The organism is Pseudaquabacterium pictum (assembly GCF_005403045.1).
Lineage (GTDB): Bacteria > Pseudomonadota > Gammaproteobacteria > Burkholderiales > Burkholderiaceae_C > Pseudaquabacterium > Pseudaquabacterium pictum.
In genome coordinates, this window is record NZ_BJCL01000003.1 from 91361 (window position 1) to 107107 (window position 15747).

Sequence of the window (15747 nt, forward strand, 5' to 3'; positions counted from 1 at the left end):
CGCCGGCTACAGGGGCGACGGTGCCGGCGCCGGAAAGTCCTCCAGCACCCGGGCCTCGGCCTCCAGCATCACCGGGATGCCGTCGCGGATGGGGAAGCCCAGCCGGTCGGCCGGGCATTGCAGTTCGTGCGGGCGGCCCTGCGCATCGCGGGCCATCTGCAAGGGGCCCTTGCACAGCGGGCAGACCAGCAGGTCGATCAGGCGGTGGTCCAGGCTCATGGGGTGGTCTTGAAGGGGGCGCAGAGGGCGCGCAGGGCACCGGCAAAAGCCGGCTCGGGCAGGAAGTCTAGCCGCGCCACCCACACCTGCGTGCGGCCGGCCGTGCCGGGCGGCAGCTTCACCGCGTCCTTCTCGGTCAACACCAGCAGCGGGGTGCTGGCCGGCCAGGGCAGCGGCTGCAGCGGATGGTGGTCGGCCAGCGGCAGGCGGGTGAGGGCCAGGCCCTGCGCGGCCAGCATGCGGAAGAACGGCTCCGGCCGGGCCAGGCCGGCCGCGGCCAGCAGCGGCGTGCCGCTGGCGACCAGGGCCTGCAGCGCGGGCCAGCCGCCGTCGTCCGGCAGCGGCCGGCCGGCCCACCATTCGGCCAGCGGCTGCACGCCGGCCAGCCGGCGCGTGCCGGTGCAGCCGGGCAGGGCGGTGCTGGGCCGCGGCGCGTTGTACAGCACTGCCTGGTGCGGGCCCGGGCGGGTGGGCAGTGCCTCGCGCAGCGGGCCGGCGGGCAGCAGCAGGCCGTTGCCGGCGCCGCGCTCGTCGAACACCAGCAGTGCCATGTCGTGGTGCAGGCGGTGGTGCTGCAGGCCGTCGTCGGCCACCAGGATGTCGACGGCCGCATGCGCGGCGCACAGGGCCCGGGCTGCGGCAGCGCGGTCGGCGCCCACCACCACCGGCACGCCCGTGCGCAGGTGGATCAGCAGCGGTTCGTCGCCCACCGCCGCGGCAGTCGCCTCGCGGGTCACCGCGCGCACCTCGCCGCCCTGGCGGCCATGGCCGCGTGAGATGACGCCCGGCGTCCAGCCCTGCTGGCGCAGCAGATCGACCACCGCCATCACTGCCGGCGTCTTGCCGGCGCCGCCGGCCACCAGATTGCCGACCACCAGCAGCGGCACGGGCGCACGGGCGGTCTGGCGCCAGCCCAACCGGTAGGGCGCACGGTGCAGCGCAGCCAGCGCGCCGTACACCCAGGACAGCGGCTGCAGCAGCCGCGCCAGCGCGTTGGGTCGGGTCTGTGCCCAGGCCGCCAGCAGCTGCCCGTGCAGCCGGGCCGACAGGCCGCCGCCGGTCATCAACCGCTCAGCGTGCGGCCGCGTCGGCCGGCAGCTGGGTGGCGAAGGTCAGGCGCGGCAGGTTGGCGCGGCGGGCAGCGTCCATCACGTTGACCACCGACTGGTGCGCCGCCAGCGCATCGGCCGAGACGATGACCACTGGCGATGCCGCCGGCGTGGCCGCGGCGGGCCCGGCCGCGCGGGTGAGGGCGGCGGTCAGCAGCTCGATGCTGCGGCCGTCCAGCGGCACGCGGTTGATGGCGTAGCGGCCGTCGGCGGCCACGCTCACCAGGATCTCGGCCGGCCTCTCGGCCAACTTGTCGGCATCGGCCGTGGGCAGGGTGATCTGCAGCTCGGAATAGCGGCTGTAGGTGGTCGACAGCATCAGGAAGATCAGCACCACCAGCAGCACGTCGATGAACGGGATCAGGTTGATCTCAGGTGCTTCGCTCTGGCGGCGGCGGAAGTTCATCGTGCGGCCCCGGGATCAGCGCGGCGCCGTGGCCTGTGGCCGCACGGCAAAGCGCATCAGGTGCGGCACCATGCGCTCGGCCGCCAGTTCCAGGCTCATCAGGTGGTCGTCGACCCGGCCGCGGAAGTAGCGGTAGAACATCAATGCCGGGATGGCGATGATCAGGCCGAAGGCGGTGTTGTAGAGCGCGATCGAGATGCCGTGCGCCAGCGCCGCCGGGTTGGTGGCGCCGGTGGGTGCCTGCGCGCCGAAGATCTCGATCATGCCGACCACCGTGCCCAGCAGGCCCAGCAGCGGCGCCGCCGCGGCGATCGTGCCCAGGGCATTCAGGTAACGCTCCAGTTGCTGGGCCGCGGCGCGGCCGGCGGTCTCGAAGGTCTGGCGCAGCATGCGCTCGGTGGTGCGCGGCTCGATGATCATCGCCCGCAGCCCGCTGGCCAGCACGCCGCCCAGCACCGAGTTGTCGGCCAGCTTGTTCACCACGTCCATCGCCGGCAGGTTGGTGCGGCTGACCGCCATCACCTCGTCAACCAGGGTGGCGGGTGCCACGCGTCCCCGGCGCAGGCTCATCAGCCGCTCGATGACCAGGGCCAGCCCCACCACGGAGCACAGGATCAAGGGCCAGATCGGCCAACCGGCGGCTTGTATGATCGACAGCAACAGGGGCCTCTCAGGCAGTGCTTGGCAGGGGCAGGGCGGCATGGGCCGCCTGCTGGCTGGGCGCGATGATAGCCCGCGGCACCGGGCACCCTGGTCACCGTCCGCGGCGGGCCGCGGTGGCGGTGGCGATCCATCCACCGCTTCTGTGGACAAGCTTGTGGGCAACTGCCCTGGCACCCGAAAAACCCCAAGGATTTCCAGGGCCTGCCTTGGATTGCTGAAAATTGAGGCAGCCTTTTTCTGATCAGAATCAAGCACTTGCGTCGTGCCGCCTGCGTGGCGTGGCGGTGTTTGTCGCCCGCGCGACGGTGGCTGCCGCCTGTGGAATTCCATGCCCGCCGGCCTGTGGCGGCACGGCGGCGGCGGGGCACTGATGGCCTGGCCTGAGACCCCGGTTGCCGCCGCGGCACCACGCGCCTGGAGCGTGGCCGGCCTGCTGCTGGCCGTGGCCGACGCCCTGGCGGCAAGGCTGGGCGCAGTCACCGTGCGCGGCGAGATTTCCGGCTTCACCCGGGCGGCCAGCGGCCACTGCTACTTCAGCCTGAAGGACAGCGACGGCCAGCAGGCGCTGCTGCGCTGCGCGATGTTCCGCCGCGCCGCCGGTCTGCTGGACTTCCGACCGGCCGACGGCCAGCAGGTGGAACTGCGCGGCCGCATCACGGTGTATGAATCCCGCGGCGAGCTGCAGTGCGTGGTGGAGCATCTGCAGCGCCTGGGCGAGGGCTCGCTGTACGAGCTGTTCCTGCGGCTCAAGGCCCGGCTGGCGGCGGCCGGGCTGTTCGATGCGCAGCGCAAGCGGCCGCTGCCGGCACACCCGCGCACCGTGGGCGTGGTCACCTCGCTGGGCGCGGCGGCGCTGCATGATGTGCTGACCGCCATCGCCCGGCGCGCGCCGCAGGTGCGGGTGGTCGTCTACCCCTGCCTGGTGCAGGGGCCCGAGGCGCCGGCGCAGATCGCCCGCGCCATCGACCAGGCCAATGCCCGGCAGGAGGCCGACGTGCTGATCGTCTGCCGCGGCGGCGGCTCGCTGGAAGACCTGTGGGCCTTCAACGACGAGGCGGTGGTGCGTGCGGTGGCCGGCAGCGCGCTGCCGGTGGTCTGCGGCGTCGGCCACGAGACCGACACCTGCCTGGCCGAACTGGCCGCCGACCTGCGCGCCCCCACGCCCACCGCCGCCGCCGAGCTGGCCACGCCGCTGCGCGCCGAGGCACTGGCGCGGCTGCAGGCGCTGGCCACAGCGCTGCAGCGGGCGGTGGGCCGGCGGCTGGACCAGCAGGCCCAGCGGCTGGACCGGCTGGCGCTGCAGATCGGCCGGCCGGCCCGGCTGCTGGACCAGCAGGCCGCCCGACTGGAACGTTTGCAGGCCCGCCAGCAGCAGGCCCTGGCCCAGGCCCTGGCGCAGCGCCAGCGCCGGCTGGACGATCTGGCCCAGCGCCTGCGCGGTGCACTGCGACAGCAGGTGCACGGCCAGGGCGAGCAACTCGCCCGCCTGGCGCTTCGGCTGGCTGCGAATGATCCGCAGCAGGTGCTGTCACGCGGCTATGCGTGGCTGGCCGATGGTCAGGGCCGGCCGGTCACCCGGGCGGCCGGCCTGGCGGTGGGCAGCACGCTGGCAGCGCAATGGGCCGACGGCCGCGCCGATGTGCAGGTGCTGCGGGTGCAGGCCGATGCCGGCGCGCCGCCGGCTTCCGCCAAGCGGCCCCGCGCGGCCCGCAAGCGCGCGCCGGCCGGGCCGCCAAGCCCCTGACACACGGCCTGCACGGGCACGCTGCCTACAATGCGCGGCTGCACGAATCTCGCAACCCAGGCGCCATGGATGTCCCCGGCGCCGCTCCCGCAAGGATGCCTTCCATGAGCTACACCCTGCCCGCCCTGCCGTACGCCACCAACGCCCTGGCACCGCACATCTCGCCGGAGACCTTCGAGTTCCACTACGGCAAGCACCACCAGGCCTATGTCACCAACCTGAACAACCTGGTCGGCGGCACCGAGTTCGCCGGTCTGGCGCTGGAAGAGGTGGTCAAGAAGTCGTCGGGCCCGATCTTCAACAACGCCGCCCAGGTGTGGAACCACACCTTCTTCTGGAACAGCATGAAGCCCGCCGGCGGCGGTGAGCCCACCGGTGCCCTGGCCGCGGCCATCAATGCCAAGTGGGGCAGCTACGCCGCCTTCAAGGAAGCCTTCACCAAGAGCGCGGTCGGCAACTTCGGCTCGGGCTGGACCTGGCTGGTGAAGAAGGCCGACGGCAGCGTGGACATCGTCAACACCAGCAATGCCGCCACGCCGCTGACCGGCGCCGACAAGGCCCTGCTGACCATCGACGTGTGGGAACACGCCTACTACATCGACTACCGCAACGCCCGTCCGAAGTTCGTCGAGACCTTCCTGACCTCGCTGGTCAACTGGGACTTCGCGGCCGCCAACTTCGCCTGACCGCCCAGGCTGACTGCATCTGCAAGGGCCGGACGGCATCGCTGTCCGGCCCTTGTTGCGTCTGGCGCCGCTTCAGGGCTTGAACGGTGGCCCACCGAGTTTGAAGCCGGCCTTGATGCCGCGCTTGGCGAACCAGCCCTGGTGCATCTCCAGCACGAAGCGCACCGGCTTGGCCGAGCAGTGCGAGGCCTCGTCGAACGGCTTCATGTCGGCCAGGTTGACGATGCTGCCGTCGTCGGCCACGAAGGCGATGGTCAGCGGCGTGGGCGTGTTCTTCATCCAGAAGCACTGTGGCGACGGCTGCTCGAAGACGAACAGCATGCCGTCGTTCTGCCCCAGGTCGCGGCGGAACATCAGGCCCTTCTGGCGCTGCTCGGGCGTCAGCGCCACCTCCGCGCGGATGTTGTGCATGCCGGCATTCAGGGTGATGGCCTGCAGGCGCTGGGGCTGCTCCGCATCGCCCTGCGACCAGGCGGGGCGGAGCGCCCCGAGGCCGACGAAAACAAGCACACTGGCGGCCACCGCCTTGACATAGATCATGCTGAACCTTCGGGAAGACCACTAGATTAGCGCTGACCGGATCGGCCTCAGCCGGCCCGCGTGCCGTGCGCTGTCGTCGTCCATTTCACCATGCCCCCTCCGTCCACTGCTGCGCACATGCTGCCGCCCCCCGGCCCCGGGACGGTTGCCAGCGACGCGCTGGAGGTGCTGGACGATCCGGTCGAGCAGCGCCGCTTCACCCGCTTCCACACCGATGCCGCCGGCCAGGCGGTGGCCGATTCGGCGCTGCGCATCAGCGGCATGCACTGTGCCGCCTGTGCCGGCCTGATCGAGCAGGCCGTGCAGCGGGTGGGCGGGGTGCTGGAGGCCACGGTCAGTGCCTCGGGCGAGCGGGCGCGGGTGCGCTGGCTGCCTGGCCGCACCCGGCTCACCGACATCGTGCAGGCCATCCGCGCCGCCGGCTACGACGCCGCGCCCGACACCGCGCTGGACGCCCGCGAGGCCCGCAAGCTGGAGCACCGCCAGGCGGTGTGGCGGCTGTTCGTGGCGGCCTTCTGCGGCATGCAGGTGATGATGATGGCCACGCCCAGCTATGTGGCCACCGGCAACGAACTGGCGCCCGATCTGCGCCAGCTGCTGAACTGGGGCAGCTGGCTGCTGAGCCTGCCGGTGATGGTGTTCGCCGCCGGGCCGTTCTTCACCGGCGCCTGGCGCGGCCTGCGGCAGCGCCGCATCGGCATGGATGTGCCGGTGGCCCTGGGCGTGCTGGTCACCTTCGTCGCCAGCACCGGCGCCACCTTCGACCCCGACGGCATCTTCGGCCACGAGGTCTACTTCGATTCCCTGACCATGTTCGTCAGCTTCCTGCTGGCCGGCCGGTTGCTGGAGACCCGCGCCCGCCACCGCGTGGCCCAGGTGCTGGAGACGGCGCTGGACGGCATGCCCGAGACCGCGCTGCGGCTGGATGCCCAGGGCCAGTCCGAGCGGGTGAGCGTGCAGCGCCTGGTGCCGGGCGACCGGGTGCGGGTGCCGGTGGGCCAGGCCTTTCCGGCCGATGCGCTGCTCACCGAGGGCAGCACCCGGGCCGATGAATCCCTGCTGACCGGCGAGAGCGTGCCGGTGGCCAAGCCCCTGGGCGCTGCGGTGGTGGCCGGCAGCATCAACCTGGGCGCGCCGGTGGTGGTGCAGGTGCAGCGGGTGGGCAGCGACACCCGGCTCGAAGGCATCGTCGCGCTGATGCGTGATGCGATGAGCCAGCGCCCGTCGCTCACCCGTGCGGCCGACCGCTGGGCCGCTCCCTTCCTGTGGGTGGTGCTGCTGCTGGCCGCCGGTGCCGCGGCGGTGTGGAGCGTCATCGACCCCAGCCGGGCGGTGTGGGTGGCCGTGTCGGTGCTGATCGTCACCTGCCCCTGTGCCTTGTCGCTGGCGGCGCCGTCGGCCCTGCTGTCGGCCACCAGCGCGCTGGCCCGGCGCGGTCTGCTGCTGCAGCGGCTGGATGCGCTGGAGAGCTTCACCCGCATCCAGCGCATCTACTTCGACAAGACCGGCACGGTGACCGACGAGCACCTGCAGTACACCGGCCTGCAGCGCCTGGCCGGCGGTGTCGATCCGGCGGGTGATGCACAGGCGCTGGCCATGGCGGCGTCGCTGGCGGGCTGGTCGCAGCATCCGCTGTCGCAGGCACTCGCGGCGGCCGCCGCGCCGGTGGCCGGCACCGACGCCCATGTCTGGCAGGACGTGCAGGAACGGCCCGGCCAGGGCCTGCAGGCCCGCGATGCGGCAGGGCGGCTGTGGCGCCTGGGCCGCGCCGGCTTCGTGGCGCCTGGCCTGGCCGCTGAAGCCGCCGATGCCGGCGGCCGTGCGGCCGTCTGGTGGGGCGCCGATGGCCAGGCCAGCCACTGCTTCGAGTTCGACGAGACCCTGCGCCCTGATGCCCGCGCCACCGTGGCCGCGCTGCGCCAGCGCGGCCTCCAGGTGGTCCTGCTGTCGGGCGACCGCCCGGACCGGGCCGCCCGCATGGGCCAGCGGCTGGCGGTCGACCAGGTCATCGGCGGCGCCACGCCCGAGAGCAAGCTGGCCGAGGTGGCCACCGCCCAGGCCCAGGGCCTGCGGGTGGCGATGGTGGGCGACGGCATCAACGACGCGCCCGTGCTAGCGCGCGCCGATGCCAGCTTCGCGATGGGGCAGGGCGCCCTGGTCAGCCGGGCGCAGGCCGATGCGGTGGTCGCGTCCAGCCGATTGGGCGACCTGGTGCTGGCCCATGACCTGGCCGGCCGCACCATGGCCGTGGTGCGGCAGAACATGCTGTGGGCCGCCAGCTACAACGCGGTGTGCATTCCGCTGGCCCTGGTGGGCTGGCTGCCACCCTGGGCCGCCGGCCTGGGCATGGCCACCAGCTCGCTGCTGGTCATCGGCAATTCGCTGCGCCTGGCGCGGCCGCTGCAGCCCGCCGGCGACATGCCGCCGACGCCCGCCTGACGGCCAACGGACGTGGACATCCTCTACCTGCTGATCCCGCTGTCGGCCGTGCTGGTGCTGCTGATCGTCGGCATCTTCGGCTGGGCCCTGCACCGGGGGCAGTTCGACGATGTCGAGCGCGAAGGTTCCCGCATTTTGGAAGGCGATCCGCCTGCAGTTGACGGCGATCAATCGGCCGCCACCAGCCCCCCCGAACAATCCCGCACATCTGCAGTTTGAATCGATCTGAATTCCCGGAAGGAGGCCTCTCCATGGCAAGCAGTTCCACAACCAGTCCAACCGGCGCCGCACCGGTCTACAGCGACACCGTCATCCGCGGCTTTGCGCTGATGTCGGTGGTCTACGGCATTGTCGGCATGCTGGTCGGCGTCATCATCGCTGCCCAGCTGACCTGGCCCGAGCTGAACCTGGGCATCTCCTGGCTCACCTACGGCCGGCTGCGCCCGCTGCACACCAATGCGGTCATCTTCGCCTTCGGCGGCTGTGCGCTGTTCGCCACCAGCTACCACGTGGTGCAGCGCACCTGCCAGACGCGGCTGTTCATGCCCGGGCTGGCGATGTTCACCTTCATCGGCTGGAACCTGGTGATCCTGCTGGCGGTCATCACGCTGCCGCTGGGCATCACCTCCGGCAAGGAGTACGCCGAGCTGGAGTGGCCGATCGACATCCTCATCGCCGTGGTGTGGGTGGCTTATGCCATCGTCTTCTTCGGCACGGTGGGCATCCGCAAGATCCGCCACATCTACGTGGCCAACTGGTTCTTCGGTGCCTTCATCCTGGCCGTGGCGCTGCTGCACATCGTCAACAGCGCGGCCATTCCGGTCAGCCTGACCAAGAGCTACAGCGCCTATGCCGGCGTGCAGGACGCGATGGTGCAGTGGTGGTACGGCCACAACGCGGTGGGCTTCTTCCTGACCGCGGGCTTCCTGGGGATGATGTACTACTACATCCCCAAGCAGGCCGGCCGGCCGGTCTACAGCTACCGGCTGTCGATCGTGCACTTCTGGGCGCTGATCTTCACCTACATGTGGGCGGGCCCGCACCACCTGCACTACACCGCGCTGCCCGACTGGGCGCAGAGCGTGGGCATGATCTTCAGCCTGGTGCTGCTGGCGCCCAGCTGGGGCGGCATGATCAACGGGATCATGACCTTGAGCGGTGCGTGGCACAAGCTGCGTGACGACCCCATCCTGAAGTTCCTGATCGTGAGCCTGTCGTTCTACGGCATGTCCACCTTCGAGGGCCCGATGATGTCGATCAAGACCGTCAACGCGCTCAGCCACTACACCGACTGGACCGTGGGCCATGTGCACTCCGGCGCCCTGGGCTGGGTGGGCATGATCTCGATCGGCTCGCTGTACCACCTGATCCCGCGCATGTTCGGCCGCGAGAAGATGCACAGCACCAAGGCCATCGAGCTGCACTTCTGGGTGGCCACTATCGGCATCGTGCTCTACATCGCCGCGATGTGGATCGCCGGCGTGATGCAGGGCCTGATGTGGCGCGCCGTCAACCCCGACGGCACCCTGGTCTACAGCTTCGTCGAAAGCGTCAAGGCCACCTACCCGTTCTACGTGATCCGCCTCGGCGGCGGCGTGCTCTACCTGAGCGGCATGCTGATCATGGCCTGGAACGTGTTCATGACCGTCAAGGGTGGCAAGGTCGTGCAGCAGCGCGTGCCGATGGTCGCCGCCCACGCCTGACGCCACGCCACAAGGAGAACATCACATGGCATCCCATGCCCCCGTGGCCGGTCACGAGAAGATCGAGACCAACAACTTCCTGATGATCGTGCTGATCCTGCTGGCGCTGCTGTTCGGCGGCCTGGTGGAGATCGTGCCGCTGTTCTTCCAGAAGAGCACCACGCAGCCGGTCGAAGGCCTGAAGCCCTACACCGCGCTGCAGTTGGCCGGCCGCGACGTCTACATCCGCGAGGGCTGCTACAACTGCCACTCGCAGATGATCCGGCCGTTCCGCGCCGAGACGCTGCGCTATGGCAGCTACTCGGTGGCCGGCGAATTCGTCTACGACCATCCGTTCCAGTGGGGCAGCAAGCGCACCGGCCCCGACCTGCACCGCGTGGGTGGCAAGTACAGCGACGAGTGGCACCGCATCCACCTGATCAACCCGCGCGACCTGGTGCCCGAGAGCAACATGCCGGCCTATCCCTGGCTGGTGGGCGCGGCGCTGAACCCCGCCGACATGGCGCCCAAGATGCGCGGCCTGCGCCTGGTGGGCGTGCCCTACACCGACGACGAGATCGCCAAGGCGGCCGACGACGTGAAGGGCAAGACCGAGATGGAAGCCCTGATCGCCTACCTGCAGGTGATGGGCACCGCCCGCAAGTGACGCCGGGAGACTGCAATGGATGTCAATGACCTGCGTGCGCTGAGCACCGTCTTCATGTTCGTGGCCTTCATCGGCATCGTCGGCTTCGCCATCTCGCGCCGCCGCCGCGCGGCCTTCGACGAGGCCGCCCAAGTTCCATTCCTGGACGACCAGCCGGTGGCTGGTGGCCCGGCAGGAGAGAAGCAATGAGTGACTTCATCAACAGCGGCTGGGCCTGGTATGTGGCCGGGCTGGTCGTGGCCTCGCTGGCCTTCTGCGTGTTCATCCTGGTGGTGGCCAGCAAGCGCAAGGTGATGGCCGCCGACAACACCACCGGCCATGTGTGGGACGAAGACCTGCGCGAGATGAACAACCCGTTGCCCCGCTGGTGGATGTGGCTGTTCGTCATCACCGTGGTGTTCGCCGCCATCTACCTGGCGCTGTACCCCGGCCTGGGCACCAACCCTGGCGCGCTGAAGTGGAGCAGCAGCGGCCAGTGGGAGGCTGAGCAGCAGAAGGCCTATGCCACGATGGCGCCGGTGTATGCCAAGTTCACCGCGATGGCGCCCGAGGCCCTGGCCAAGGACAGCCAGGCCATGGGCATCGGCGAGCGGCTGTTCGTCAACAACTGCGCCCAGTGCCACGGCTCGGACGCCCGCGGCAGCAAGGGCTTCCCCAACCTGACCGACGGTGACTGGCTGGGCGGCACCGGTGCCGAGTACATCAAGAAGACGGTGGTGGGTGGCCGCGTGGGCATGATGCCGCCGATGGCTGCAGCCGTGGGTGGTGCGGACGACGTCAAGAACGTGGCCCACTACGTGCTTAGCCTGTCGGGCAGCCCGCACAACAGCGTGGCCGCGCAGCTGGGCAAGCCCAAGTTCGGCGTCTGCGCCGCCTGCCATGGTGCCGACGGCAAGGGCAACCAGGCCCTGGGCGCGCCCAACCTCACCGACAAGGTGTGGCTGCACGGCTGGGGCGAGGAGGCCATCGGCCACATCGTCACCAACGGCAAGCAGAACGTGATGCCGGCCTTCGAGAAGCGCCTGTCGCCCGAGCAGATCCATGTGCTGGCCGCCTATGTGTGGAACCTGTCGCAGACCACCGCGGTGGCCGCGGCCAAGTGATCCCGGCTGCTTGACCATCTGACCAGCAAGATGAGCGACACACCTGCTGCACCCGCCCGCGCCGCCGCCCTGCCTGCGCAGGGCGTGGCCGATGCCCACGGGCTGGTCGGCGACGATGCCGCCGTGGCGGTGGTCTCGCTCTACCAGAAGCAGAAGAAGATCTACGCCCGGGCGGTCAGCGGCCGGTTCGCCACCTGGCGCTGGAGCCTGGTGTGGTTCACCCAGATCCTGTACTACGGCCTGCCCTGGCTGCAGTGGAACGACCGCCAGCTGGTGCTGTTCGACCTGGGCGCGCGGCGCTTCTACATCGGGCCGCTGGTCCTCTATCCGCAGGACTTCATCTACCTCACCGGCCTGCTGATCATCTCGGCCTATGCGCTGTTCCTGTTCACCGCAGTCGCCGGCCGCCTGTGGTGCGGCTTTGCCTGCCCACAGACGGTCTACACCGAGATCTTCATGTGGATGGAGCAGAAGATCGAGGGCGACCGCATTGCCCGCATGCGGCTGGACGACGGCCCGTGGACGCTGGAGAAGGTCTGGCGCAAGAGCGCCAAGCAGGCGGTGTGGGTGGGCTTCAGCCTGTGGACCGGCTTCACCTTCGTCGGGTATTTCACCCCCATCCAGACCCTGGCCGCCTCCGCTGCCAGCCTGGGCTTCGGACCCTGGGAGTGGTTCTGGGTGCTGTTCTACAGCCTGGCCACCTACGGCAATGCCGGCTTCCTGCGCGAGCAGGTGTGCAAGTACATGTGCCCGTACGCGCGCTTCCAGAGCGTGATGTTCGACAAGGACACCCTGATCATCAGCTACGACGCCGAGCGTGGCGAGCCGCGCGGCTCGCGCAGCCGCAAGGCCGATCCGGCCAAGCTGGGACTGGGCTCCTGCATCGACTGCGGCCTGTGCGTGCAGGTTTGCCCCACCGGCATCGACATCCGCAACGGCCTGCAGTACGAGTGCATCGGCTGCGCGGCCTGCGTCGATGTGTGCGACGGCGTGATGGAGAAGATGAACTACGCCAAGGGCCTGGTGCGCTACGACACCCAGAACGGCCTGTCGCAGCACCTGAGCCGCGGCGAACGGCTGCGCCGCATCGTCCGGCCGCGGGTGCTGGTCTACACCGTCATCCTGGGCATCATCCTGCTGGCCTTCTTCTACAGCCTGGCCACCCGCCATCCGTTCAAGGTGGACGTGGTGCGCGACCGCGCCTCGCTGGCCCGCCTGGTCGACGACGGCCAGATCGAGAACGTGTTCCGCCTGCAGATCATGAACGCCACCGAGCAGCCGCAGCGCTACCGCGTCGGCGTGCAGGGCCTGCCGGGCATCCAGATCGAGAAGCTGCCCGAGGTGTCGCTGGCCTCGGCCGAAGCGCGCTGGGTGACGCTGAACGTGCGGGTGCCGCCCGAGGCCGCAGCCCAGGCCGGTCCCGGCGCCCACGCCATCCACTTCCAGATCGAACTGCTCGGCACCGATGCCGGCGGCCAGCCCAGCGCCGGCGCCGCAGTGAGCGAGAAGTCCACCTTTGTGGTGCCGCGCTGAGCGCACCACCGGAGACCCCCATGACCACGCCCGCCTCCAACACACCCACCCCGCGCAACGCCGCCGACACATCACCGCCCTGGTGGCGCGTCGGCATGGTCTGGCTGGTGCTGGGCGGCCCGGCGGTGGTGGTGGTGGCGGCCATCGGCACGGCGGTGATCGCCTACCGCGGCGCCGACCCGGTGCTGACCGAAGCGCCCACGCCGCAGCAGGTGGTGCGCCAGCTGGGTGCGCAGACACCGGCGATGCAGGCGCGCAACCACGCCGCCACGCCGGCACCGCGCTGAGCCACCAGGCGCCCACCATGGCCAGCCGCCGCTCCAGCCTGCGCATGCACCTGATGGCCATCCTGTGGCCGTCGTTCCTGATGGCCGGCCTGCTGGAGATGCTGGTCTTCGCCCTGGTCGACCCGGCCAGCCTGCGGTGGATGGGCGGCGAGGTGGTGCCGCTGTCGCCCAGCGCGGTCTACACGCTGGCGTTCTTCGCCTTCTGGGGCGTGATCGCCGCCTCGGGCCTGCTCACGCGGCTGCTCGAAGGCGATCCGGACCACATCAACCGGGAAGGCGCCTCGGGCGCGTTCCGCCACTGACCGCGGCGCCTTGGTGGCGCCGGCGGGTCAGCAGTTGGTGCCGTTGACCAGGCTCTGCAGCTTGTCCTGGTCCAGGATGCGGATCTGGCGCTGCTTCACGTCCAGGATGCCGTCGTCCTGGAACTTGCTGAAGGTGCGGCTCACCGTCTCCAGCTTCAGGCCGAGGTAGCTGCCGATCTCCTCGCGCGTCATGCGTAGGATCAGCGCGCTGGCCGAGAACCCGCGCGCCTGCAGGCGCTGCGTCAGGTTCAGCAGGAAGGCCGCCAGCCGCTCCTCGGCACGCATGCTGCCCAGCAGCAGCATCACGCCATGGTCGCGCACGATCTCGCGGCTCATGATCTTGTGGAACTGGTGCTGCAGTTCGCTGAACTCGCGCGACAGGCCCTCGAGCTGCTCATACGGGATCACGCAGACCTGCGAGTCCTCCAGCGCCACCGCGTCGCAGGTGTGGTTGTCGGTGCTGATGCCGTCCAGCCCCAGCAACTCGCCGGCCATCTGGAAGCCGGTGACCTGGTCGCGGCCGTCTTCCGACGAGACGCAGGTCTTGAAGAAGCCGGTGCGCACCGCGTAGAGCGACTGGAACTCGTCGCCGGCACGGAACAGCGTGTCCCCGCGGGCCACCTGGCGGCGCGTGGCCACCAGGCTGTCGAGCCGGTCGAGGTTCTCGCGGTTCAGGCCCACGGGCAGGCACAGCTCGCGCAGGTTGCAGCTGGAGCAGGCCACCTTGAACGGCTCGAGGCGCAGCTTCGGGGTGTCGGCGGTGGTGTTCATGTGGTTGATTATGGGAGTTTGGCGCTTGTCCAAGATCAAGTTTTGCGGCGGTGGTGCACGGCGTGCGGCACCGCACCGACAAGGGCTGCCGCATTGTTTTGGCCTGGGCTGCCGGGCGGATTGAGCCAGATCAAGTGCTGGCCTGCAGGCTTTGGCAAAGTGCCTGCCATGGCCAAGATCGCTGCTGAACCTGTCCCCGTGCTGACTGAGGCGATGCTGCGTCGCCTGGACCGGCCCGGGCCCCGCTACACCTCGTACCCCACGGCCGACCGCTTCGTCGAGGCCTTCGGGCCCGCCGAGTACGCGCAGGCCCTGGCGCAGCGCGCCAGCGGGGCCACGGTGGGCGGCAAGCCGCCGCTGTCGCTGTACATCCACATCCCGTTCTGCGAGTCGGTGTGCTACTACTGCGCCTGCAACAAGGTGATCACCAAGCACCACGACAAGGCCGCCGAGTACCTGGACGTGCTGACGCAGGAGGTGGCCCTGCACACCGCCGTGCTGGGCCACGGGCAGGCGGTGTCGCAGCTGCACCTGGGTGGTGGCACGCCCACCTTCCTGTCCGACGACGAGCTCACGCGCCTGATGGCGATGCTGCGCGAGGCCTTCCGCCTGGCGCCCGGCGCCGAGATCTCGATCGAGGTCGATCCGCGCACCGCCACGCCCGAGCGCCTGCAGCACTTTGCCGCGCTGGGCTTCAACCGGCTGAGCTTCGGCGTGCAGGACTTCGACGCCGATGTGCAGAAGGCGGTGCACCGGGTGCAGCCGTTCGACTCGGTGCAGGCGCTGATGCAGTCGGCCCGCGCGCTGGGCTATGAGTCGATCAACGCCGACCTGATCTACGGCCTGCCCAGGCAGACACCGGAGTCCTTCGCCCGCACCATCGCCCAGGTGGCCGAGCTGCGGCCCGACCGCATCGCGCTGTATTCCTACGCCCACCTGCCGCAGCGCTTCAAGCCGCAGCGGCGCATCATCGTCGAGCAACTGCCGCCGCCGGAGCACCGCGTCAAGATGCTGGGCGGTGCCATCGCCGGCTTCATCGCCCAGGGCTACACCTACATCGGCATGGACCACTTCGCGCTGCCGGGCGACGCGCTGGCCGCGGCCAAGCGCCAGGGGCGGCTGCACCGCAACTTCCAGGGCTACAGCACGCAGCCCGACTGCGACCTGATCGCGCTGGGCGTGTCGGCCATCGGCCGCATGGGTGCTACCTACAGCCAGAACGCCAAGACCATCGACGAGTATTACGACGCGGTGCGCCAGGGCCAGTTTCCCACCGTCCGTGGCCTCGCCCTGAGCCGCGACGACCTGGTGCGCCGTGCGGTGGTGATGGCGCTGATGTGCCAGGGCCGGCTGGATTTCGAATCGATCGAGCTGGCGCACCTGATCAAGATGCGCGACTACTTCAAGGCCGAGCTCGACGACCTGGCCGAACTGCAGAGCCTGGGCCTGTGCGAGCTGCGGGCCGATGGTGTGCAGGTGACGGCCACCGGCTGGTATTTCGTGCGGGCGGTGGCCATGGTGTTCGACCGGCACCTGCGGGCCGACCAGGTGCGCGAGCGCTTCTCGCGCATCATCTGAGCACCGATCTGCCACACT

At 70.0% G+C, this 15747-nt stretch carries 17 protein-coding genes and 1 pseudogene; 12 read left to right on the forward strand and 6 right to left on the reverse strand.

All coding sequences use genetic code 11. The annotated features are described in order from the left end of the window. Positions 1-6 precede the first annotated feature (6 nt). From FFT10_RS07390 to FFT10_RS07405, 4 genes are read right to left on the reverse strand one after another with little or no spacing between them, the layout of a single operon-like run. Positions 7-219 carry a Trm112 family protein gene (locus tag FFT10_RS07390; protein WP_137732161.1) on the reverse strand — a complete coding sequence of 71 codons (213 nt, stop codon included), beginning with the start codon at positions 217-219 and terminating at the stop codon, positions 7-9. Next, positions 216-1283, reverse strand: coding sequence for a tetraacyldisaccharide 4'-kinase (gene lpxK, locus FFT10_RS07395; RefSeq protein WP_137732162.1), 1068 nt, complete (start codon positions 1281-1283; stop codon positions 216-218). Before lpxK ends, FFT10_RS07390 begins: the two co-directional genes overlap by 4 nt. Positions 1284-1290: 7 nt before the next feature. Continuing rightward, positions 1291-1734: an ExbD/TolR family protein gene (locus FFT10_RS07400; RefSeq protein ID WP_137732163.1), complete on the reverse strand. Its 444-nt coding sequence runs from the start codon at positions 1732-1734 to the stop codon at positions 1291-1293. A gap of 15 nt (positions 1735-1749) precedes the next feature. Beyond that, the gene (locus FFT10_RS07405) at positions 1750-2394 is read right to left on the reverse strand and encodes a MotA/TolQ/ExbB proton channel family protein (protein WP_137732164.1); all 645 of its coding nucleotides are present in this window, start codon (positions 2392-2394) and stop codon (positions 1750-1752) included. Between the two features lie 373 nt (positions 2395-2767). Between FFT10_RS07405 and xseA the strand changes: the two genes are divergently transcribed. Together xseA and FFT10_RS07415 are read left to right on the forward strand one after the other, a co-directional pair. Next, positions 2768-4141: an exodeoxyribonuclease VII large subunit gene (gene xseA / locus FFT10_RS07410; RefSeq protein WP_137732165.1), complete on the forward strand. Its 1374-nt coding sequence runs from the start codon at positions 2768-2770 to the stop codon at positions 4139-4141. Positions 4142-4245: 104 nt separating this feature from the next. Next, on the forward strand, positions 4246-4827 hold the full coding sequence (locus tag FFT10_RS07415) for a superoxide dismutase (RefSeq protein ID WP_137732166.1): 582 nt from the start codon (positions 4246-4248) through the stop codon (positions 4825-4827). Between the two features lie 72 nt (positions 4828-4899). Here FFT10_RS07415 and FFT10_RS07420 read toward each other — a convergent pair whose 3' ends face one another. After that, positions 4900-5367 (reverse strand): DUF192 domain-containing protein, encoded by a 468-nt coding sequence (locus FFT10_RS07420; protein WP_137732167.1) that lies wholly within the window; start codon positions 5365-5367, stop codon positions 4900-4902. Between the two features lie 117 nt (positions 5368-5484). On the opposite strand from FFT10_RS07420, the gene FFT10_RS07425 reads away from it, so the two are divergent. From FFT10_RS07425 to FFT10_RS07465, 9 genes and pseudogenes are all read left to right on the forward strand, one after another. Beyond that, positions 5485-7806, forward strand: coding sequence for a heavy metal translocating P-type ATPase (locus tag FFT10_RS07425; RefSeq protein ID WP_228026996.1), 2322 nt, complete (start codon positions 5485-5487; stop codon positions 7804-7806). A 12-nt stretch (positions 7807-7818) separates the two neighbouring features. Continuing rightward, positions 7819-7953, forward strand: a pseudogene (gene ccoS / locus FFT10_RS07430) (cbb3-type cytochrome oxidase assembly protein CcoS); the annotation flags it as partial. A gap of 104 nt (positions 7954-8057) precedes the next feature. Continuing rightward, complete coding sequence (gene ccoN, locus FFT10_RS07435; protein WP_137732170.1) at positions 8058-9509, forward strand: cytochrome-c oxidase, cbb3-type subunit I; 1452 nt, start codon at positions 8058-8060, stop codon at positions 9507-9509. A gap of 25 nt (positions 9510-9534) precedes the next feature. Beyond that, a complete protein-coding gene (gene ccoO / locus FFT10_RS07440; RefSeq protein WP_137732171.1) occupies positions 9535-10155 on the forward strand; it encodes a cytochrome-c oxidase, cbb3-type subunit II in 621 nt (206 codons plus the stop codon). Between the two features lie 15 nt (positions 10156-10170). Then, positions 10171-10344 carry a cbb3-type cytochrome oxidase subunit 3 gene (locus tag FFT10_RS07445; RefSeq protein ID WP_137732172.1) on the forward strand — a complete coding sequence of 58 codons (174 nt, stop codon included), beginning with the start codon at positions 10171-10173 and terminating at the stop codon, positions 10342-10344. Beyond that, positions 10341-11258, forward strand: coding sequence for a cytochrome-c oxidase, cbb3-type subunit III (ccoP, locus tag FFT10_RS07450; protein WP_137732173.1), 918 nt, complete (start codon positions 10341-10343; stop codon positions 11256-11258). The genes FFT10_RS07445 and ccoP overlap by 4 nt, the downstream gene beginning before the upstream one ends. A gap of 30 nt (positions 11259-11288) precedes the next feature. Continuing rightward, positions 11289-12791: a cytochrome c oxidase accessory protein CcoG gene (gene ccoG / locus FFT10_RS07455; RefSeq protein ID WP_137732174.1), complete on the forward strand. Its 1503-nt coding sequence runs from the start codon at positions 11289-11291 to the stop codon at positions 12789-12791. 20 nt (positions 12792-12811) lie between these two features. Next, the gene (locus FFT10_RS07460; protein ID WP_228026997.1) at positions 12812-13078 is read left to right on the forward strand and encodes a hypothetical protein; all 267 of its coding nucleotides are present in this window, start codon (positions 12812-12814) and stop codon (positions 13076-13078) included. A gap of 17 nt (positions 13079-13095) precedes the next feature. Beyond that, positions 13096-13380, forward strand: a complete 285-nt coding sequence (locus FFT10_RS07465; RefSeq protein ID WP_137732175.1) for a hypothetical protein — start codon at positions 13096-13098, stop codon at positions 13378-13380. 27 nt (positions 13381-13407) lie between these two features. Here the strand turns inward: FFT10_RS07465 and fnr are convergent, their stop codons facing one another. Next, a complete protein-coding gene (fnr, locus tag FFT10_RS07470; protein WP_137732176.1) occupies positions 13408-14151 on the reverse strand; it encodes a fumarate/nitrate reduction transcriptional regulator Fnr in 744 nt (247 codons plus the stop codon). 213 nt (positions 14152-14364) lie between these two features. Between fnr and hemN the strand changes: the two genes are divergently transcribed. After that, the gene (hemN, locus tag FFT10_RS07475; RefSeq protein WP_265575327.1) at positions 14365-15729 is read left to right on the forward strand and encodes an oxygen-independent coproporphyrinogen III oxidase; all 1365 of its coding nucleotides are present in this window, start codon (positions 14365-14367) and stop codon (positions 15727-15729) included. Positions 15730-15747 lie beyond the last annotated feature (18 nt).